We start from the raw sequence: 20,518 nt of genomic DNA on the forward strand, positions 1-20,518 counted from the left end.
GCACCGACAGACGGGAGGTGGCTCGTGGCGGCGAAGTACTGCGATCTGGTCATGAAAGGTGGCATCACCAGTGGCATCGTGTATCCCAATGCGGTGCTCGCGCTGGCCCGCGAATACCGTTTCAAGAGCATCGGTGGCACCTCGGCCGGTGCGATCGCCGCTGCCGTGGCGGCCGCTGCGGCATACGGCGACCGGCGCCAGCAGGCCGGCGAAACCCTGCCCGGTGACGCCGGGTACGGTGGCCTGTCGGCGGTGTCGGCACAGTTGTCGCGGCGCGGGTTCATCTACAGCCTGTTCCAACCGGCCAGTGGCGCGCGCGCGGCATATCGACTGCTGGTGGTGCTGACCGGCAACGCAGGCTGGCCGCGCAAGCTGCTGTGCCTGGCCATCGCGGTGTTCCAGATCGCGCCATTGGAAGTGCTGGTGTCGCTGGCACTGTTGCTCGGCCTGGGCTGGTGGGGCGGCGGCTGGAGCGGCGTCGCGGCGACCCTGCTGCCTTCGCTGCTGTGTGCCTATGGCGCAGGCGTGGCCGCCGCTGCGCTAAGGGTGGCACGGGTGGCGCGGCGCAACCTGCTGGGCCTGTGCAGCGGGCTGAGCCGCAGTGCGGACAAGCCCGCGCTGACCGAGTGGCTGCATGAAAGCCTGCAGCAGCTGTCGGGCAAGCCGATGGATGCGCCGCTGACCTTTGCCGACCTGCACGACGCGCCCCGTTACGCAGACGAGCCAGACAGCCCGCATGCCATCACCCTGCAGATGATCACCACCTGCGTGTCGCACAATGAACCGCGCACATTGCCGTTGGGCGGCGCGCAGTTCTGGTTCCTGCGCGAGGAATTCGAGCAGCTGTTCCCGGTCGGCGTGGTGCAGTGGATGGTCGACCATGCCGGTCCACCGCGCGAGGTTGAAGGGCGCAACTACTACCACCTGCCGCAGGGTGCATCGCTGCCGGTACTGGTGGCCACGCGCATGAGCCTCAGCTTCCCGCTGCTGATCAGCGCGGTGCCGCTGCATGAGCCCTCGCGTCGCGAACGTCGCTGCGAGCCGACGTCGACGGCTGCAGGTGAGGCCGGGCACAACGTGGCCGACAGCATGGAAGGGCTGACCAGCGCGGGCCAGGCCTGTGGTCCGGTGATCACCGCGTTCCGGGTGTGCTGGTTCTCCGATGGCGGCATCAGCAGCAACTTCCCGATCCACCTGTTCGATGCCGCACTGCCGCGCTGGCCGACCTTCGCCATCAACCTGGTCTATCCGCAACGCCCCGAGCCGGTGGTGCGCGAGAGCGACAGCCGCCAGGCGCTGGAGCGCTCGGTGTTCCTGCCCACCGAGAACCGGCATGGATGGCAGCGGCATTACCAGTCCATCGCCACGCCGTTGGCGGCCGGCGAACTGGGCCGTTTCCTGTTCGCGGTGGTGGCCACCATGCAGAACTGGCGCGACCTGCTGCAGGCGCGTGCGCCGGGGTATCGCGACCGCATCGTGCATGTGAGCCTGCAGGGCGACGAGGGTGGCATGAACCTGGACATGCCACAGGAGGTGCTGACCCGCATCGCCGACAAGGGCAGCCTGGCTGGTGCACGCTTCTGTTCGTTCTCGTTCGAGAACCATTACTGGATCCGTTGGCGCAACCTGGCCTCGGCCTACCAGCGCTACACGCTGGAGATATCGCGCACCGATGATCCGGCGCAGCAGGTGCTGGCCTATCGCGCGGCCTATGCGATGGTGGCCACCGGAGCACCGCCGCCGCCCTCGTACAAGCTGGGTTCGGAAGACAAGCGGCTGGCGTCGCAGCAGCTGTGGGGGTTGATGGTGGAGCAGGGCCGCAGCTGGGATGACCTTGGTCCCGACCTCACCGACGACTCGCCACGGCCGTTGCCACAGATGAAGGTGACGCCGATCTATTGATCGCGGTGCGCTGCTGCGCTCGCCGGGCATGGCCCGGCGCTACCGTTGGTTATCGCCACGCCTTGACCACCGCATCGCCGCGCAATGGCGCATACAACGGCAAGGCCAATTCCTGCTTCACCCATCCCGGATTGAGCGCGCGCAATCCCGCCAGGTATTCGCGGGCCAATGCGGTTTCACCCTGCGACATCGCCAGCCGCGCCGCGCGTGCCCACGTCCGGTCCCAGCCATGCGCCAGCGCCAGCGAGGTGGCCAGCGACGCGCGTGCGCCGGCCACGTCGCCCTTTTCCCACTGCTGCTCGGCGCGGATGATCGCTTCATTTGAAAGCCGCATGTCGTACAGCTCGCGCAGGCGCGGCACGGCACGCGGATCGGCATCCACGCGCAGGTCGGTGTCCTGCCAGTCGCCGCCAGGCGTGCGCACCAGCAATGCCGCCGACCATTGCCCGCTGCGTTGTCCACCCGCCGCTTGTCCCGCTTCCAGTGCTGCCAACAGGCGCGCGGCAAGCGCACCGTGGGTGGCCGCGAATGTGCGTTGCATGGCGGCCAGTACCTCTGGCCCTGCCAATCCATTGCCCTGCACGCTGACGTTGCCTTCGCCCTGGGCGCCGGCCCAATCGGCCTGCTGGGCGGTCGCGCCGGTGTACTGCGCGTTGCCACCGCGCGCGCTGACCAGGCCTATCTGGCGCTCGGCGATGCTGGTGCCATCGAAATCGCCGTCCTCATCCAGCAGTTGCTTCAGCACCTGCGTGGGCGAGCGACCCGTAGCCAGTAGTTCCAGACCCTTCGACCCATAGGTCGGGTTGGTTTCGAACTGGCTGGCGACCGCGCCGACCTTCGCCTGCGCCCACGGCACGCCCACTCCTCCGACAGCGAGGTTGTGCGTGGCCACCGCCACGCCGCAGTCGCCGGCCTCGTTGCAGGCAGCAATGGAAAAGGTCGCCCACGCCGGTGTCGCGACAGCAGCAAGCAGCAGGGCCAGGCAGGGGCGCAGCACGTACATGGTCGTCTCCGGTGATGGGGTTGGACTGGGATGCAACGAACCTGCGGAAGGTTTAATGCAGGCAGCGGCGGGCGCCCTAGAATGTCCGGCTCTTCATGCATGCAAGGAATGCCCGATGTCCGCCCGCCAGGAACTGCTGGACCTGCTTGAACGCCTCGATGCCCGTGACGCGGACCACTTCCCGGTGGTGCCGCTGGCGGCGTACTTCGAAGGCAACGACCAGGAAGAGAGCATCGCACCGAACCAGTGGGGCTATGGCCGTCCGCCGATTGCCGAACTGTACGCCCGCTTCGCCGCCATTGCCGCGCGCCCGGAGGTGGAAGGTGTGTACGTGGGCCTGCACCAGGACTGGGGCAGCGCACTGGAGGATGACAGCGAATGGCCAGCGGCCGAGAACGTGCACCTGCTGACCAGCGCCGATGCGGCGACCGTTGAAGAGTGGCTGCAGGGGCTGGAATGCGATGGCGTAGGCGAGGGCTGGCCGTATGGACAGCACGTCGATGCGCCGCTGCCCTCCGCCGGCCATCGCGTGCTGACCGTGTTCTGGGACTAGTAGCGCCACGCCATGCTTGGATGCGTTTCGCCTACCGACGGATTGTGCCGACCAAGGTCGGCATCCGACGGAGCCAACGGATCGTCCGGATTGGGTCAAAGCCCGTTGCGCAGCAACGGGATCCGACGCCGACAAATTGCAGAGATCTGTCGAAGGTGGGGTGGGCCCGGTTGCGGGGGTGTAAGCGCCATGGATGGCGCGCCCAAGCCCCCAGGGATGGGTTTACGGCGTCCCCCGCAATCGGACCCACCCCGCCACCCACGGATAACCAGCTTTTGACGTTGACGTTGACGTTGCCTCTGCAGGTGCAGGGCGCAGCCCTGCCGAACCCCCAACCCCTACCGCCCCGGCAACTGCGCGAACGCGCGCTGCATGCAGTCCTCGCGCGGGCACACCCGGCAGCCCGGCCCGATCGACACCGAATTGCCCGGGCTCTGCACGTCCAGCCCCAGTGAATACACCAGCCGATCCGCATGCTGCAGGTCACACCCCAGTGCCACCGCGAAGGTCTTGCGTGGCTGGCCGTGTCCCACCGGGCCGCTGCTCACCTGCCGTGCCAGCCAGAAATGGCGGCGGCCATCGGGCATGCGCGCGGTCTGGGTGAGGATGCGCCCGGGCTGGTTGAACGCCTCATAGACGATCCACAAAGGGCAGGAACCGCCCACCTGCGAGAAGTGGAAATCGGTGGCCGAGTGGCGCTTGGACACGTTGCCGGCGCGGTCCACGCGGATGAAGAAGAACGGCAGCCCCGGCGCACTGCGGCGTGCCAGCGTACTCAATCGATGGCAGACCGCCTCGAATCCCACACCGAACTGATGCGCCAGCAGCTCGATGTCATAACCGCTGGCCTCGGCCGCGCGCAGGAAACGCATGTACGGCATCACCAGCGCACCGGCGAAATAGTTGGACAGGCCGATACGCGCCTGTGCGATGCGGGCCTCGTCGGTGAAGCCGGTGCGCGCGATCACCGCATCGATCTGCGGCAGGTAGCCACGCAGCGCCAGCTCGACCGCCATCTGGAACGCCTGCTGGCCCGGCTCCAGGTAGTCGGGCAGCCACAGCGTACGGCTGCCGGCATCGTACTGGCGCTTCTCGCGCCCGGCCTGCAGCGCGGCCACTTCCACCAGCACCCCGTGGCGGTCGGCCAGCAGCTGGCGCAGCCGTGGCGCCACGTGTCCCGGCGCCAGCCCCCATTCGGCGAACAACTGCTCGGCCAGTTCGTCCAGCTCGGGGATGTGGTTGTGCATGCGGTTGAAGAACTCGCGCACCTGGTCACCCGCCGGCAACGTGCTGCCCGCACCCGGCTCGCCCAATTGGAACTCCAGCGCGGCGGCATGCTCGCGCAATGCCAGGTGGCGGCGGTGCAGGTCCAGCAGCGCGCGGCTGACCTGCGGCAGGTTGCCGGCCAGCGCGCGCAGTTCGGTGGCGCTGACGTCGGCCAGGCCCAGATCGCGCAGGGTCTCGCCCAGCGACTCCTGCAGCGCGGCGGGCTCATCGTCGTCGAACAGGGGGGAAACATCGCCCAACACCTCGCCCAGCTTCTTCTGCACCGCAGGCGTCAGCGGGCGCTTGTTGCGCTCGATCTGGTTCAGGTAGCTGGCCGACAGCCCCAGGGCGCGGGCAAGGTCGGCCTGGCTGTAGCCGCGCTGCTCGCGCAGGCGCAGCAGTCGCAGGCCGAGCTGGCGCTGGGGGGCTGAATAATTCACAGAATTAACAGGAATCGTGGCGGGCATTGGCCAGATTAAGCGGATTCAGGCCGGAAATCGAGGCGTGGCCTGTGAATAATGCCAAGCATCTTTCGCACCCCGTGGATTGTCGTCATGACTGTTGCAGCGCCCCGTATCCGCATGCTGATCGATGGCCAGTTCGTTGAATCGGCCACCTCCCACTGGCAGGACGTGATCAACCCGGCCACCCAGGACGTGCTGGCCCAGGTGCCGTTCGCCACCACCGGTGAAGTCGATGCCGCCGTGGCTGCCGCCAAGGAGGCCTTCAAGACCTGGCGCAAGACCCCGATCGGTACCCGTGCGCGCATCTTCCTGAAGTACCAGCAGCTCATCCGCGAAAACATGAGCGAGCTGGCGCACATCCTCACCGCCGAACAGGGCAAGACCCTGCCGGACGCCGAAGGCGATGTGTTCCGCGGCCTGGAAGTGGTCGAGCATGCGGCCGCCATCGGCAACCTGCAGCTGGGCGAACTGGCCAACAACGTGGCCAACGGCGTGGACACCTACTCGATCATGCAGCCGCTGGGCGTGTGCGCAGGCATCACTCCGTTCAACTTCCCGGCGATGATTCCGCTGTGGATGTTCCCGATGGCCATTGCCACCGGCAACACCTTCATCCTCAAGCCGTCCGAGCAGGACCCGATGGTCACCATGCGCCTGGTCGAACTGGCGCTGGAAGCGGGCATTCCCAAGGGCGTGCTGAACGTGGTCCACGGCGGTGAGGAAGTGGTCAACGCCATCTGCGACCACCCGGACATCAAGGCGGTGTCGTTCGTCGGTTCCACCCGTGTCGGCACCCACGTGTACAACCGCGCCTCGCTGGCCGGCAAGCGCGTGCAGTGCATGATGGGCGCCAAGAACCACGCCGTGGTGCTGCCGGACGCCAACAAGGAGCAGACCCTCAATGCGATGGTCGGCGCGGCCTTCGGTGCGGCGGGCCAGCGCTGCATGGCCGCCTCCACCCTGGTGCTGGTCGGTGAAGCACGCGGTTGGGTGCAGGACCTGGTCGAAAAGGCCAAGACCCTGAAGGTCAGCGGTGGCACGGTCGCCGGCACCGACGTCGGCCCGGTCATTTCCTGCAGCGCCCGTGATCGCGTCGAAGGCCTGATCGCTTCGGGCGTGGAGCAGGGTGCCAAGCTGGTGCTCGATGGCCGCAAGCCGCAGGTCGATGGTTTCGAGAAGGGCAACTTCGTCGGCCCGACCATCTTTGCCGGTGTCACCACCGACATGCGCATCTACCAGGAAGAAATCTTCGGGCCGGTGCTGGTCATCCTCGAAGCGGAAACGCTGGATGAGGCCATCGCCATGGTCAACAGCAACCCGAACGGCAACGGCACCGCGCTGTTCACCCAGTCCGGCGCCGCAGCACGCCGGTTCCAGGAAGACATCGACGTCGGCCAGGTCGGCATCAACGTGCCGATCCCGGTGCCGGTGCCGCTGTTCTCGTTCACCGGTTCGCGCGCTTCCAAGCTGGGCGACCTGGGTCCGTACGGCAAGCAGGTGGTGCTGTTCTACACGCAGACCAAGACCGTCACCGCGCGCTGGTTCGACGACGAGACGCTGAGCCACGGCGTCAACACCACGATCAGCCTGAAGTAACAGCAGGGAGCAGCCATGAGCCACTCGATGACGACGGAACAGGAAGAAGCGCAGCAGGCCTACCGCGAAGCGGCGCGTGACTTCGCACAGGCCGAACTGGCGCCGCACGCCGCGCGATGGGATGCGGAGGGCATCTTTCCGCGCGAGGCGATCGCCAAGGCCGGTGAACTGGGCTTCTGCGGTCTGTACATGGACCCGGAAGTGGGCGGCAGCGGCCTGAGCCGACTGGACGCCGCCGTCGTCATCGAGGAGCTCGCCAACGTCGACCCGTCGACCGCGGCCTACATCAGCATCCACAACATGGCCTCGTGGATGGTGTCCAAGTGGGGCCAACCGGCCCTGCGTGATGCCTGGGGCAATGACCTGTCTTCGGGCAGCAAGCTGGCCTCGTACTGCCTGACCGAGCCGGGCGCCGGTTCGGATGCAGCCTCGCTGAAGACCACCGCCGTGCGCGATGGCGAGTTCTACGTGTTGAATGGCTCCAAGGCCTTCATTTCCGGCGCCGGTGCCACCGAGCTGCTGGTGGTGATGGCACGTACCGGCGGTGCCGGTGCAGGCGGGGTCAGCGCGATCGCGGTGCCGGCCGACCTGCCGGGCATCAGCTATGGCCGCAAGGAAGAGAAGATGGGCTGGAACAGCCAGCCCACCCGCGGCATCACCTTCGAAAACGTCCGCGTACCGGTCAGCCACCTTCTGGGAGAGGAAGGTGGCGGCTTCAAGCTGGCGATGAAGGGGCTCGATGGCGGCCGCATCAACATCGCCGCGTGCTCGCTGGGTGCTGCGCAGGGCGCGCTGGATGCCGCACGCCGCTACATGGGCGAGCGCCGCCAGTTCGGCAAGGCGTTGTCCGAATTCCAGGCGCTGCAGTTCAAGTTGGCCGACATGGCCATCGAGCTGGTTGCCGCGCGGCAGATGGTGCATACCGCCGCGCGCAAGCTCGATGCCGGCGCCAACGATGCCAACGTGTGGTGCGCGATGGCCAAGCGTTTCGCTACCGATGCCGGCTTCAACATCTGCAACGAAGCGCTGCAGATCCACGGCGGCTACGGCTACATCCGCGAGTATCCGATCGAGCGCCTGCTGCGCGATTCGCGCGTGCACCAGATCCTGGAAGGCACCAACGAGATCATGCGGGTGATCGTTGCCCGTCACCTGCTCAACACCGAAGAGGAACTGCGATGAAGGATTGGCGTACCCAGGAACACGTGGGCCTGAAGGTCGAGGCCGATGGCCACACCGCGGTCATCACCCTGCACAACCCGCCGGCGCATACCTGGACCGTGCACAGCCTGTCGGCGCTGCGCGACCTGGTGGGCGCGCTCAACGCAGACCGCGACATCTACGCGCTGGTGATCACCGGTGACGGCGAGAAGTTCTTCTCTGCCGGCGCCGACCTCAACCAGTTCGCCTCCGGCGACAAGGCTGCCGCACGCGAAGCGGCGCGCCGTTTCGGCGAAGCCTTCGAAGCACTGTCCGCGTTCCGTGGCGTGTCGATCGCTGCAATCAACGGCTACGCCATGGGCGGCGGCCTGGAATGCGCGCTGGCCTGCGACCTGCGCATCATCGAAGAGCACGCCCAGGTAGCGTTGCCCGAAGCGACCGTCGGCCTGCTGCCGTGCGCCGGTGGCACCCAGAACCTGCCGCGCCTGGTCGGCGAGGGCTGGGCCAAGCGCATGATCCTGCTCGGCGAGCGCATCAACGCCGAAACCGCCGTGCGGATTGGTCTTGCCGAAGAAAAGGTTGGCAAGGGCGAAGCCAAGGCGCTGGCACTGGAATGGGCGAAGAAGGCCGGCAAGCAGAGCCCGACCAGCATTGCCGCCTGCAAGACGTTGGTGCAGTCCACGCGCACCGGCACCCATGCGTCGGCGCTTGTCGCCGAGCGCGAGGCCTTCGTCGATCTGTTCGACACCGCCGACCAGGTCGAGGGCGTCAGTGCCTTCCTTGAAAAGCGCGCCGCGCAGTGGAAGAACGCATGACCACCGACACCGTTGCCGAACAAGCACCGGTGCTGTTCGATGAGCGCGTGGCCGGCAACGGTACGCGCATCGGCATCGCCACGCTGAACGCACCGCGCACGCTCAATGGTTTCTCGCTGCCGATGGCGCACCTGTTGTTGCAGCAGTTGAACGCCTGGGCCGACGACGACGGCATCGCCATGGTGGTGCTGCAGGGCGCCGGTGAGAAGGCGTTCTGCGCCGGCGGTGACCTGCACAGCCTGTACCAGAGCATGCGTGCCTACCGCGACGCCGGCCATGGCGATATCCGAGAGAACGACTACGCCGCCGAATTCTTCGACGTCGAATACCGCGTCGACTACCTGATCCACACCTACGCCAAGCCGATCCTGTGCTGGGGCCACGGCATCGTGATGGGCGGCGGCATCGGCCTGATGTCCGGCGCCAGCCACCGCGTGGTCAGCGAGCGTTCCAAGCTGGCCTTCCCGGAAATCACTGTGGGCCTGTTCCCTGACGTGGGTGGTAGCTGGCTGCTGCCGCGCGTGCCGGGCAACGGTGGCCTGTTCCTGGCGCTGACAGGTGCGCTGCTCAACCCGGGCGACGCGATCTATGCCGGCCTGGCCGACGTGCATGTGACCGAGGAACGCCGCAGTGCGGTGTTCGACGCGCTGCTGCAGGTCGCGTGGTCGGCCGATGCCGCACGCAACCACGAGCGCCTGTCACAGCTGCTGCTGTCGTTTGCCAGCGATGCGGCTACCGGCCCGCTGCTGGCCAATGCCGCGCAGGTCGATGCGCTGTGCGCAGGCGATGACCTGGCCGCCATCGTCGAACGCATCAGCACCCTGCAGACCGATGACGCGTGGCTGCAGGGCGCACAGAAGACCCTTGCGGCCGGTGCACCCGGTTCGGCACGGTTGGCCTTCGAGCTGCAGCGTCGCAGCGCCGGCCAGGATCTGGCCAGCGTTTACCGGCTGGAATACATCACCGCCCTGCATTGCGCTGCGCATGGTGATTTTGCTGAAGGCATCCGCGCGCTGCTGATCGACAAGGACCGCAATCCCTCGTGGAACCCGGCCACGCTGGCCGATGCCGACCGCGCATGGGCCGATACGTTCTTCGCTTCTCCCTGGGCCGATGCCGCGCATCCGCTGGCCGACCTGGGTACCCCTCTCGCTGAAAGGAGCCTGGCATGAGCCGCATTGCATTCATTGGGTTGGGCAACATGGGTGGCCCGATGGCCGCCAATCTGGTCAAGAACGGCCACACCGTACGTGTGTTCGATCTGGTGCCTGCCGCGGTGCAGGCGGCGGTCGACGCGGGTGCCAGCGCAGCGGCATCGGCACGCGAGACCTTGGCCGATGCCGAGGTGGTGATCTCGATGCTGCCGGCCAGCCGCCACGTCGAAGGCGTGTACCTGGGCGACGACGGCATCCTTGCCGCGATTCCCGCCGGGGCGCTGGTCATCGACTGCAGCACGATTGCCCCGGCCAGCGCGCGCAAGGTATCCGAAGCGGCTGCCGCACGTGGCCTGCAGATGATCGACGCGCCGGTGTCCGGTGGCACTGCCGGCGCACAGGCCGGCACCCTCACCTTCATCGTCGGTGGCGAAGAGGACGCGCTTGAACGCGCCCGCCCGGTACTGCAGGCGATGGGCAAGAACATCTTCCATGTGGGCGCCAGTGGTGCCGGCCAGGTCGCCAAGCTGTGCAACAACATGGCGCTGGGCGTGATCATGGCCGTCACCGGCGAGGCCATCGCCCTGGGCGTGGCACACGGGCTGGATCCGAAGGTGCTGTCGCAGATGATGGCGGTCAGCACCGGCCGCAGCTGGGCCACCGAAGTGTGCAACCCGTGGCCGGGCGTGCTGGAAAACGCGCCGGCGTCGCGCGGTTACAGCGGCGGCTTCGGCAGCGACCTGATGCTGAAGGACATGGGCCTGGCGGTGGAAGCAGCGATGAGCGTCGGCGCCTCGATCCCGCTGGGCGAAGTGGCCCGCAACCTGTACTCGATGAACCACCAGGCCGGGCGCGGCAAGCTGGATTTCTCCAGCGTCGTGCAGCTCATCACGAGCGAAAAGTGACCTGGTAATGCCGGCCGCTGGCCGGCAACCTCATGCCCCCTTGCGGGACAACGAAGGTGGGATGGGCGGATGCCCGGTTTCGACCGGCATCCGCCCATTTTTTTGGGGGTCGGATCCCTTTCGCAACGCGAAAGGGCTCTGACCCCGAATACTCCGCGATGGGGTCAGAGCCCTTTGCCCATGGCAAAGGGATCCGACCCCGGCCGCATCAGGCAACGATCAGCGTCACGTCGATGTTGCCGCGGGTAGCGTTGGAGTACGGGCAGACGATGTGCGCCTTCTGCACCAGCTCTTCCACCTGCTCGCGCGGCACGCCCGGCACGTTGATGGTCAGCTCGGCTTCGATGCCGAAACCGGTCGGGATCTGGCCGATGCCGACCTCGCCGGTGACGGTGGTGTCGGCCGGCAGCGCGACCTTGGCCTGGCCGGCGACGAACTTCAGTGCGCCCAGGAAGCAGGCCGAATAGCCGGCCGCGAACAGCTGTTCCGGATTGGTGCCGGGGCCGCCAGCGCCGCCCAGCTCGCGCGGGGTCGACAGCTGGATGTCCAGCACGTTGTCGGAGGACACGGAACGGCCTTCACGGCCGCCGGTGGAGGTGGCCTGGGCGGTGTACAGAACCTTTTCGATGGACATCGGGATGCTCCTGGTCAGTGGGTGGGTGGTGCGTTGGAGCCTACTTTGCCCGGATTCTGCAGACGGTGGGTGACATTTCGTCTGCAAAACTTGACGGATCGTCCGCCGGGCCTAGATCGTCCATTCCCGGTCAGTGGTGAACATGATGGTCAGCCAGCGGTCCGGCGAGGATTCGCCCAGCGCATCGCCGATTTCGTCGCGCAGGTGATCCCACTCCAGCAGGGGCCGCGGCGGGTCGTCCTCGCGCACCACGAAGAACAGCTCGATCTGTTCGCCACGGCCGACCTGCGCCACATAGCTGCGGTGTTCGACGAAGCCGTGTCGGGCGACGATATCGCGCGCCACCGCATCCACGTGCGCCTGCAGCTCCGGCGGGGTGACCAGCAGGATGCCGGCCAGTGCGCGGCGGACCGTGCCCAGTGGCGCGATCATCACCAGCACGCAGACGAAGGCGAGGATGGCCGGATCGATGTACGGCCCGACCCAGGCCAACGATGTACCGCGCACCAGCACGCCACCGAGGAAGGCGGCCAGGTAGCAGGCCGACATGCTGGCGGCGATCACCCAGTTCTTTGCGTCCAGGGCGATGAACTCCGAGCCGATACGGCGATTGGCGCGCAGCACGAACCAGGCCAACACACTCTCGGCAACGATCGACAGGCCAGCGAAGATGATCGCCGGACCCAGCGCGATCTGGCGGCCACCGGACATCAGCGCATCCACGGCGTTGACCAGCGCATACAGCGCGGCGCCGATCATCAACGTACCGCTGACCCCCAGCACGATCGGTTCCAGATGCCAGAAGCCCATGGTGAAGCGTTGGTTGAGGCGCGACTGCACGGCATCGGTCTGCGTGGACAGGGCGATCAGCCGCGCGACCAGCAGCGACAACCAGGTCATCACCACATCGATCAGCCCGTAGATGCCGTCGAAGATGATCAGCGAAGAATTGGCCAGCAAGCCGAACACCACCGCGGCAGCCGCCAGCAGCAGCGAGCCGGCGATGGAAAGACGCAGCACGCCCTGTTCGGTCGCCGGGTCGAAGAAGTGCGGTCGGTCGGTGGTCATGCTCCGATTGTAGAGCGGAGCCATGCTCCGCCGCTTTCAGAAGGCGCCATCGCTACCCCGGCGGCGGATGTTCCCGTAGACTCCGCCCCTCCCACGCTACCCGACGACACACTGCAGTGATCACGCCACCCTGACCCTTGCCGCCCATCGGCAGCCGGCCCATCCGGCTCAGGAATCCGTGTCTTTCCACTGCAGCGCCACGTGGCCTCGCCCGCGTGTGCGCGGAGCTTTTCCATGCAAACGTCCTATCCCCTGCGCCAGCAATGGCTCGGCAACCTCCGTGGTGATCTGTTGTCCGGCGCCGTTGTTGCCCTGGCGCTGATTCCCGAAGCAATCGCCTTCTCGCTTATCGCCGGCGTCGATCCCAAGGTCGGCCTGTACGCCGCGTTCTCCATCGCGGTGATCACTGCCATCGCCGGTGGCCGTCCGGGCATGATCTCCGCCGCCACCGGTGCGATGGCGCTGGTGATGGTCGATCTCGTTCGTGATCACGGCCTGCAGTACCTGTTCGCCGCCAGCATCCTGGCCGGCCTGCTGCAGGTAGTGGCTGGCCTGTTCAAGCTTGGCTCGCTGATGCGTTTTGTTTCGCGCTCGGTCATCACCGGCTTCGTCAATGCGCTGGCCATCCTGATCTTCCTGGCCCAGATGCCCGAGCTGATCGGTCGCGGTCCTGCGGTCTACGTACTGTGTGCTGCCGCGCTGGCCATCATCTACCTGCTGCCACGCGTCACCCGTGCCGTGCCATCGCCTCTGGTGGCGATCATCGTGCTCACCGCCGTGGTCATCGGCTTCGGCATCGATGTGCGCACGGTGGGCGACATGGGCCAGCTGCCCGACAGCCTGCCGTACTTCCTCATCCCGGATGTGCCCTTCACCTGGGAAACGCTGCGCATCCTGCTGCCCGTGTCGGCCACGCTGGCGGTGGTCGGCCTGCTCGAATCGATGATGACCCTGCAGATTGTCGAAGACATCACCGAGACGCCCAGTGAGCGCAACCGCGAGTGCGTCGGCCAGGGCGTGGCGAACACGGTCACCGGCTTCCTCGGTGGCATGGCCGGCTGCGCGATGATTGGTCAGTCGGTCATCAACGTGACCTCCGGTGGCCGCGGGCGCCTGTCCTGCCTGGTGGCCGGCGTACTGCTGCTGGTGCTGGTGGTGTACGGCAGCGACCTGGTGCGGCAGATCCCGATGGCCGCACTGGTGGCGGTGATGATCATGGTCAGCATCGGCACCTTCAGCTGGCGCTCGCTGCGCGACCTGCGCACGCATCCACGCAGCTCCTCGGCAGTGATGCTGCTGACCGTGGTGGTCACCGTGGCCACCCATGATCTGGCCAAGGGTGTCCTCAGCGGCGTGCTGCTGTCGGCGCTGTTCTTCGCCCGCAAGGTCGGCCACATGCTCGACGTGCAGCGCGAAGACGTTGCGGACATGCAGGTCTACCGCGTGCGCGGCCAGGTGTTCTTCGCCTCCGCCGGGCAGCTGGGTGCGGCGTTCGACTACCAGCACGTGGCGCCGAAGGTGCAGATCGACCTGCGCGACGCCCATCTATGGGACCTGACCGCCGTCGCCGCGCTGGAACGCGCAGGGGAAAAGCTGGCCGCGCACGGCGCCGAAGTCAGTGTTGTCGGCCTCAACGCCGCCAGCCAGACGCTGATCGAACAGGTGGGAGGGCGCGGCGGCGCGCATTGACCGCGCGCTCGCGGCTCCATGCCTCGGACTGGCCAGGCAGTTTCTGCGACGCCGTCCGCGCAAGCTGAATTCAGTCAGCCATCTGAAACCGCAGCTGTCGTAGGATCTGCACCGTGATCGGGGCCGATGGACGGCCCCTCCCCGCCGGCACCCGCTGGCGACACGCAAGGGAGATACAGGCTGATGCAGGCAATGGATGCCCGTCGGGGCAATGAACAGATCGTCTCCGGGCGTCGGTGCTGGAAGGTGCTGGCCCTGTGCCTGGCGCTCGCCGCGTGCCAGGCACCTTCTTCCCCTGCATCGGCCGAAGCGGCGGCCACCCCGGCACCGCTCGCCGCGGCATCGCCGGCAACCGCCCCCAACCCAGCGACCGGTGATTCCTCTGGGTACCCTGATGCCTCCTACACAGATGGTCGCCTGCGCCCAGCTTATGGCTGGTGCGTGGATGGTGTGGAGGATGCGGGCAAGCTGCAGGCCTGCGGCAAGGATGAACTGGCCTACCAGGAGGGGCGCCTGGAAGAAGGTGCCAGCAAAGCCGTGACCGGGCTCGACGCTGCTGCCAAGCATGCGTTCCTGGCTACCCAGGCGACCTGGCGCAGCGATACCGATCGCCATTGCGCCGCTCCGGCCAATGCCGGTGTGGATGACCTGCAGAAGGCACAGGAGTGCCGCCTGTTCCGTGTGGCCAACCGCGCCGACGCATTGCTGGCGCAGAGCGGCCCGCCCGATACCTCCTACACCCAGGCAACGCTTCGCCCGGAATTCATCCGCTGTGTGCAGCAAGCCCGTGGCATGAACGACCATATCCGGGCTTGCGGCGATACCGAGCTGGCCTACCACCAGACGCAGGTACAGGCCGAAGTGGCGCGCCTGATGAACGGCCCCGACGGTCCGGCCAAGGACCGCTGGATGGACGAACAGGCCCACTGGGCCGAAGACACCGACAAGCGCTGTGCAACGACCAGTGACCGCATCGGGCCGATGATGGACGCGCAGTTGTGCCGCCTCAACCGTTACGCCAACCGCGCCGCCGAGCTGCACGCGCGCGAGCTGGCCCCCTGATCCACAGATCGCACCGCAGGCAACCGCACCCCGGTCATCCCTCCAAGGACAAGGAAGAGAGCCATGCCGAACAACATCGATACCCGTAACCTGGACGCCACGGCCGGCGCCGTGTTCTTTACCGTGGGACGTGGCACCGAAGGTGGTGGATCGTCGTATCACCTGTCGATCGCCGGTATCACCCGAGGGCTGCGCGAGCCGGAGTGGGGCACCGTCAGCGCGGTGAGAGACAACAGTGGCTATTCTCTGGGCACCATCCAGGTCGATCTGGGCCAGCGTGGCACGTGGCCGCTGGGCGAGACCACAGGTCGTGCGTTGTGGCCAGGCGAAACAACGTATGTCGATGGCGTCATCGACCAGGCCAGTGCCTACGCCAAGGCACACAAGCTGCCGTTCACGCATGACCTCGCCGACCTGCGTGCGGACCTGCTCAGCCACGGCAATGGCGAGGGAAAGCGCTCGTCCATCCGCTTCATCGATGCCCCGACCCGCGACAGCATCAATGCCTGGGCCGGATCGCCGGAAGGCAAGCAGTGGATCCATACGCATATCGATTACCCGCAGGTGCGCAATGCCACGGAGGTTGCCATGACCATGCTGGACAAGCATGGCAACGGTATTGCCGAGGACAAGCGTTTCGAGGCCATCGCGTTGATCGCCAAGACCGCCAACCAGCTGCCGGGCCGGTTGGATAACCTGGAAGCGGTGCTCAAGCGCGGTGGTGACTACCAGGACCTGCGTGACCAGGCCGCTGCCATCCGCCAGCGCACCCCTTCCTATGCCGGGCTGGCCGCCGCCGATGTCGCCGCCGGTTACGAGGATGCGTATGCCAGGCACTCCACCGAAATGGATCGCGCGCACCTGAAGGTGGGTCGCCGTGACTTCGCGCCGGCCAACGAAGCAAGCGACCCGGACATCCGCGTGGCGCTGGAACAGGCACGCTCGCACCACGCTGGCGGCGGCTCGCAGGTGCTGAAGGAAGGCAGTAGCGGCCGCGCGGTGGAAAAGCTGGAGCACAACCTGCATGCCTTGGGTTACGGCGGCGCAGGCGCACAGGCGATCCACCCCGACCGCCAGTTCGATGCCAGCACCCGCCAGGCCGTCGAGGCCTTCCAGCGCGACCACCGTCTGAATCCGGTCGATGGCAAGGTGGGGCCTGCGACGCTGGGTGCGATCGACCGCGAGGCACGCGCGCTGCAGCGTGACATGGCCGCGCTGGGCCTGACCGATGCACAGGGCAAAGCGATTACCGCCGATGGCTACCTGGGGGCCGGCAGCCAGCACGCCATCAATGTGTTCCAGCAGCAGCACCATCTGCCGGCCACCGGCATGGCCGACGCACAGACGCGCCGCGCGATCAATGCCGAGGCCGCACAGCATCGCCCTGCCGCACCTTCGCCTGCTACCCCCACCGCGCCGGCTGCGCCGACAGCCCCGGCGAGGGCTGCGCCACCCGCAGCGCAGCAGCACACCGCGCCTGCCGGCGCTGCTGCGCCCGGTGGCGGGCGCATTTCCGTGGTGGAACCCTTCGGCAACGGCAGCAGCAACCGCGTCCTTCGCCACGGCATCAGCGGCGAGGACGCGTTCCGTGAGTTGAAGATCCACCATCCCAAAACGAATGCCGCCGCTGTGCGCGCTGGCGATGCCAGCAAGGTTGACCGCACCGCGGACATGGTCGACGGTGAACTGGAGGCCGTGCGCAAGCGTGGCGACACCAACGGCATTCCGCTGGTGCAGAAGGACCTGATCCTGACCGACCGTGCCGGCGGGCGCAGCCTGATGATTCCCAGTCCGGTGGCTGGCTACGTCCAGCTCAACAAGGACGGCACCAATTCCATCAGCATCTTCAGCCACCCGGCCGGCGACACCCGCCGCGAACTGGTGGGCCAGGTATTGCACGGCGCCGTCGGCTCCATCCCGTACAAGACCGGCGATTTCGTCGAGTACGGTGCGCCGCTGGTGCGCCAGTCCGATGTGGGGTCACCCGGCGCGGTGCACGCGCATATCGAAGTAGAGCCAGCGCAGTTCCGCCGCTACCTCGGCGACATGCTCAACGACCGCATCACCCTCGGCGGCAAGGTACACGCGCAGGGGCCCGAAGCCGCGCAGGCCGCACGTGCCACGCAGCAGGCGCCGATGGCTGATGGCATGCTGGTGAAGGGCGAACGCGGTGACGAGGTCAAAGCGCTGCAGGGCAAGCTGGCGGCACTGGGCCACGTGGGCGCCGACTGCAAGCCGCTGGCGACCGATGGCATCTACGGCAAGGACACCTTTGCGGCGGTCAAGCAGTTCCAGGCCAACAACGGCCTGGAGCAGGATGGCAAGGCTGGCCGCCAAACCCTGGGCCGATTGGACGACCCGGCCGCAGTGAAGGCCGGCGCGCAGACCGCCGCCGCCCCGGCGCGCACCGAACCGACCGCACCGGCAGCGCCCAGCATGCGCGATCCTTCGCATGCCGAGAATCCGCGCTTCAACCAGGCCCTGGAGAAACTGCAGGAGCTGCAGCAGCAGCGTGTGCAGGCCGGGCTGTGCCCGCTGTTCGCCAACGCGCAGGAAACCGAACGCGCCGCTGGACAGCTCGCCTACGAAAGCAAGGTCGCCGGCATGCACCAGATCGATCATGTGGTCGCACGCCCGGATGGCAGCGGCTTGTTCGCCGTGCAGGGCAATGTCGGCGACCCGGCCGCGCAGCGCACCTTCGTCGACAGCCGACAGGCCGTGTCGCAGTCGGTCGAGGCCAGCACCCGCCAGAGCGAGGAACTGGATGTCCAGTTCAACCAGCGCGTGCACGAACAGCAGCAGGAGCAGGTGCGCAACCGCGGCCTGTAAGACTGCCGCACTGTGGGCAAGGGCTCCGGGTCCAACCCGGAGCCTTTTGCGGATTCACTCTGCAGGACCGACCCGCCGGTACACCCCGAACTGGGTACTGCGCTGGCCCATCGGGATGATCAGGGCCAGCAGGACTGCGCCTCTGCCCACCTGCTTCACCACCAGATCGTTTTCCACAGTGCAGGACAGTTCCACGCGCGACCAGACGCAGCCGGCGCCGGCTTCGCCCGGTTTGCACGATGACCACCGGTTGATGACCAGCTGTTCTCCTTGGGTGCTGTAGCTCCTGCTGGAAGCGCTGCCTGCAGCCTCGATGCCGGTGCCGTCGGCGGCATGGAAGCGGGCCACCAGCCGGCTCGCCTCCTGGTGGATCGTGACCTGGTGGATGTCCTTGTTGTAGTCGCCAAAGAGCCTGGAAAGCGCACCGATGGGTGCATTTTCCTGCCCCGCCGACAGGTAGGCCGGCCGGTTGTCGAAGGTGGCGCCTTCGGTGAAGTCGCATCGTGGGCCCGGCCTGATTTCGGTGAGGCGTGCGTCGCGGACGCTGCTGCAACCACTGCCCAGGGCCAGTCCCGCCAGCAGGGTGAGGCAGGCGAGGCCAGAGCCCGCCAGCGAGGATGCAGTTGGTTTCATTGTGGCTTCCCTTCCAACAGGCGCGGTGCAACAGGAACTCGCGTGCCGAGTATCCCCACGCAACGGCGGCAGCGGCAACCCGGCCTGCAACCCGGCTGCCCGTCGCCATTCATCCGCCCGGTGTAAACTATTGATCTCACTGGCAATGCCAGTCTCCACGATCAACCGCCCGATGACGTCCGCCACCGCCCGTTACGCTGATTCCCTGCGTCTGTCCGTCGCCCCGATGATGGACTGGACCGACCGCCATTGCCGGGTGTTCCACCGCCTGCTGGCACCGGGTGTGCGGCTGTACACCGAAATGGTGCACGCCAATGCGGTCATCCATGGCGATCGCCAGCGCCTGCTCGGTTTCGATGCCAGCGAACAACCGCTGGCACTGCAGCTCGGTGGCAGCGATCCGGCCCTGCTGGCGCAGGCCGCGCGCATCGCCGCCGATTGGGGCTACGACGAGGTCAACCTCAACTGCGGCTGCCCGTCCGATCGCGTGCAGGCCGGGCGTTTCGGCGCCTGCCTGATGCGCGAGCCGGTGCTGGTGGCCGAATGCGTGTCGGCCATGGTCGAGGCAGTGGACATCCCGGTGACGGTGAAATGCCGCTTGGGCGTGGACGAAGACGACAACTACGAGGTATTCGCCAGTTTCGTCGACCGCCAGGTCGAGGCCGGCGCCGCGATGGTGGTGGTGCACGCCCGCAATGCCTGGCTGAAGGGCCTGTCGCCGAAGGAGAACCGCGAGGTTCCGCCGTTGAAGTACGACTGGGCCTACCGGCTGAAGCAGGAGCGCCCGGCACTGCCGGTGGTGCTCAATGGTGGCCTGGCCAGCATCGAGGCGGTGCAGGCGCAGGCCGCGCACGTCGATGGCGTGATGCTCGGTCGCGCGGCCTACCACGACCCCTACCTGCTGCATCAGCTGGAAGCGCTGCAGACCGGCGCGCCGCTGCGTCCGCGCGGTGAGCTGCTGCGCGCTCTGCGCCCGTACATCGAAGCCCGCCTGGGCGAGGGCCTGGCCCTCAAGCACATCACCCGCCACATCCTCGGCCTGTTCCACGGCCAGCCCGGCGGCCGCGCATTCCGCCAGGTGCTGAGCGAGGGTGCCCATCGCCCCGGTGCCGACTGGGCACTGGTCGAGCAGGCGCTGGCAGTCACCGAACGCGAAGCCGACCGCGCCGCTGCGTGACGTCAGTCACATTCCTGACTTGACAAGGGCGGCCGTTTCGTCCCGAATGTTCACTTAGCTGAACAACGGTCTGGAGCATCTGGAAAAGTTCAGACCGGATTCACTGCCCGAAACCAAGAATTTGCAAAAGATTTGTAAAACGCCGGGTTCCATTCCGGTGCCCGGATTTACGACTTTTGAACGAATCGCCGTGCTCGGCTAGGATCGCATCGATGTCTTCCGCTCCCTTCCACCGCTGTATTGCCCTGGCCACCTGCGTGGTCCTGGCGGCTGCCCCGCTGTCTTCGGCGCTGGCGCAGGACCCGCAGCGGGAACAGGGGCGCGCAGAAATGATGGAGCGTGGAGGCCGTGGCGCCAGCAACGAGCGCTCGCTGTCCGATGCCGTGCGCCGCGTGCAGCGCACCACCGGTGGCCACATCCTGGGCGCCGAGCGTGTGCCGTTCGATGGTCGTGACATCAACCGGGTCAAATACATGGACGACCGCGGTCGGGTCCGCTACATGGACGACCCCGCTCCGGCACGTTCACAGCCGCGCACGCCGCGGTCGGATATGTCATCACTACGCGGCGATAACCCCTGAACAGGGATAGTTGTCGCTATCAACCC

General features: G+C 66.9%; 17 protein-coding genes. 12 read left to right on the plus strand and 5 right to left on the minus strand.

Annotated features, from left to right (window positions below):
* Positions 1-51 precede the first annotated feature (51 nt).
* A complete protein-coding gene (locus AC1DKR_RS07665) occupies positions 52-1,902 on the plus strand; it encodes an RpoH suppressor (RefSeq protein WP_478032096.1) in 1,851 nt (616 codons plus the stop codon).
* Between the two features lie 49 nt (positions 1,903-1,951).
* Here AC1DKR_RS07665 and AC1DKR_RS07670 read toward each other — a convergent pair whose 3' ends face one another.
* Complete coding sequence (locus tag AC1DKR_RS07670; RefSeq protein ID WP_394196892.1) at positions 1,952-2,905, minus strand: DUF1028 domain-containing protein; 954 nt, start codon at positions 2,903-2,905, stop codon at positions 1,952-1,954.
* A 115-nt stretch (positions 2,906-3,020) separates the two neighbouring features.
* Here AC1DKR_RS07670 and AC1DKR_RS07675 point away from each other — a divergent pair, with 115 nt between their 5' ends.
* Positions 3,021-3,458 (plus strand): hypothetical protein, encoded by a 438-nt coding sequence (locus tag AC1DKR_RS07675; RefSeq protein ID WP_099844655.1) that lies wholly within the window; start codon positions 3,021-3,023, stop codon positions 3,456-3,458.
* Between the two features lie 338 nt (positions 3,459-3,796).
* On the opposite strand, the gene AC1DKR_RS07680 is transcribed toward AC1DKR_RS07675, so the two are convergent.
* Positions 3,797-5,164: a helix-turn-helix domain-containing protein gene (locus AC1DKR_RS07680; protein WP_447944496.1), complete on the minus strand. Its 1,368-nt coding sequence runs from the start codon at positions 5,162-5,164 to the stop codon at positions 3,797-3,799.
* Between the two features lie 114 nt (positions 5,165-5,278).
* On the opposite strand from AC1DKR_RS07680, the gene AC1DKR_RS07685 reads away from it, so the two are divergent.
* Genes AC1DKR_RS07685 through mmsB form a run of 5 tightly spaced genes read left to right on the plus strand, consistent with a single transcriptional unit; the run spans position 5,279 to position 10,819 of the window.
* Positions 5,279-6,784, plus strand: a complete 1,506-nt coding sequence (locus AC1DKR_RS07685) for a CoA-acylating methylmalonate-semialdehyde dehydrogenase (protein WP_025875748.1) — start codon at positions 5,279-5,281, stop codon at positions 6,782-6,784.
* A 15-nt stretch (positions 6,785-6,799) separates the two neighbouring features.
* Entirely contained in the window at positions 6,800-7,966 is a 1,167-nt protein-coding gene (locus tag AC1DKR_RS07690) for an acyl-CoA dehydrogenase family protein (RefSeq protein ID WP_363734302.1), read from the plus strand.
* Complete coding sequence (locus AC1DKR_RS07695) at positions 7,963-8,760, plus strand: enoyl-CoA hydratase (protein WP_363734303.1); 798 nt, start codon at positions 7,963-7,965, stop codon at positions 8,758-8,760. Before AC1DKR_RS07690 ends, AC1DKR_RS07695 begins: the two co-directional genes overlap by 4 nt.
* A complete protein-coding gene (locus AC1DKR_RS07700; RefSeq protein ID WP_478032098.1) occupies positions 8,757-9,932 on the plus strand; it encodes an enoyl-CoA hydratase/isomerase family protein in 1,176 nt (391 codons plus the stop codon). Before AC1DKR_RS07695 ends, AC1DKR_RS07700 begins: the two co-directional genes overlap by 4 nt.
* Positions 9,929-10,819, plus strand: a complete 891-nt coding sequence (mmsB, locus tag AC1DKR_RS07705; RefSeq protein WP_004136647.1) for a 3-hydroxyisobutyrate dehydrogenase — start codon at positions 9,929-9,931, stop codon at positions 10,817-10,819. The genes AC1DKR_RS07700 and mmsB overlap by 4 nt, the downstream gene beginning before the upstream one ends.
* 208 nt (positions 10,820-11,027) lie before the next feature.
* On the opposite strand, the gene AC1DKR_RS07710 is transcribed toward mmsB, so the two are convergent.
* Positions 11,028-11,453 (minus strand): organic hydroperoxide resistance protein, encoded by a 426-nt coding sequence (locus AC1DKR_RS07710; RefSeq protein ID WP_478032101.1) that lies wholly within the window; start codon positions 11,451-11,453, stop codon positions 11,028-11,030.
* Between the two features lie 111 nt (positions 11,454-11,564).
* Positions 11,565-12,545 (minus strand): cation diffusion facilitator family transporter, encoded by a 981-nt coding sequence (locus AC1DKR_RS07715; RefSeq protein WP_223497492.1) that lies wholly within the window; start codon positions 12,543-12,545, stop codon positions 11,565-11,567.
* Positions 12,546-12,755: 210 nt separating this feature from the next.
* On the opposite strand from AC1DKR_RS07715, the gene AC1DKR_RS07720 reads away from it, so the two are divergent.
* From AC1DKR_RS07720 to AC1DKR_RS07730, 3 genes are all read left to right on the plus strand, one after another.
* Complete coding sequence (locus AC1DKR_RS07720) at positions 12,756-14,210, plus strand: SulP family inorganic anion transporter (RefSeq protein WP_478032103.1); 1,455 nt, start codon at positions 12,756-12,758, stop codon at positions 14,208-14,210.
* Positions 14,211-14,402: 192 nt separating this feature from the next.
* Positions 14,403-15,272 (plus strand): lysozyme inhibitor LprI family protein, encoded by an 870-nt coding sequence (locus AC1DKR_RS07725; RefSeq protein ID WP_478032106.1) that lies wholly within the window; start codon positions 14,403-14,405, stop codon positions 15,270-15,272.
* Positions 15,273-15,335: 63 nt separating this feature from the next.
* Entirely contained in the window at positions 15,336-18,101 is a 2,766-nt protein-coding gene (locus AC1DKR_RS07730) for a peptidoglycan-binding protein (protein WP_478032108.1), read from the plus strand.
* A gap of 54 nt (positions 18,102-18,155) precedes the next feature.
* Here the strand turns inward: AC1DKR_RS07730 and AC1DKR_RS07735 are convergent, their stop codons facing one another.
* Positions 18,156-18,734 (minus strand): hypothetical protein, encoded by a 579-nt coding sequence (locus tag AC1DKR_RS07735; protein ID WP_312787150.1) that lies wholly within the window; start codon positions 18,732-18,734, stop codon positions 18,156-18,158.
* Positions 18,735-18,879: 145 nt separating this feature from the next.
* Here AC1DKR_RS07735 and dusA point away from each other — a divergent pair, with 145 nt between their 5' ends.
* Together dusA and AC1DKR_RS07745 are read left to right on the plus strand one after the other, a co-directional pair.
* Complete coding sequence (dusA, locus tag AC1DKR_RS07740) at positions 18,880-19,911, plus strand: tRNA dihydrouridine(20/20a) synthase DusA (protein ID WP_223497497.1); 1,032 nt, start codon at positions 18,880-18,882, stop codon at positions 19,909-19,911.
* A gap of 212 nt (positions 19,912-20,123) precedes the next feature.
* A complete protein-coding gene (locus tag AC1DKR_RS07745) occupies positions 20,124-20,492 on the plus strand; it encodes a hypothetical protein (RefSeq protein WP_025878314.1) in 369 nt (122 codons plus the stop codon).
* Positions 20,493-20,518: the final 26 nt, after the last annotated feature.

This window comes from Stenotrophomonas sp. 01N47, assembly GCF_056399165.1.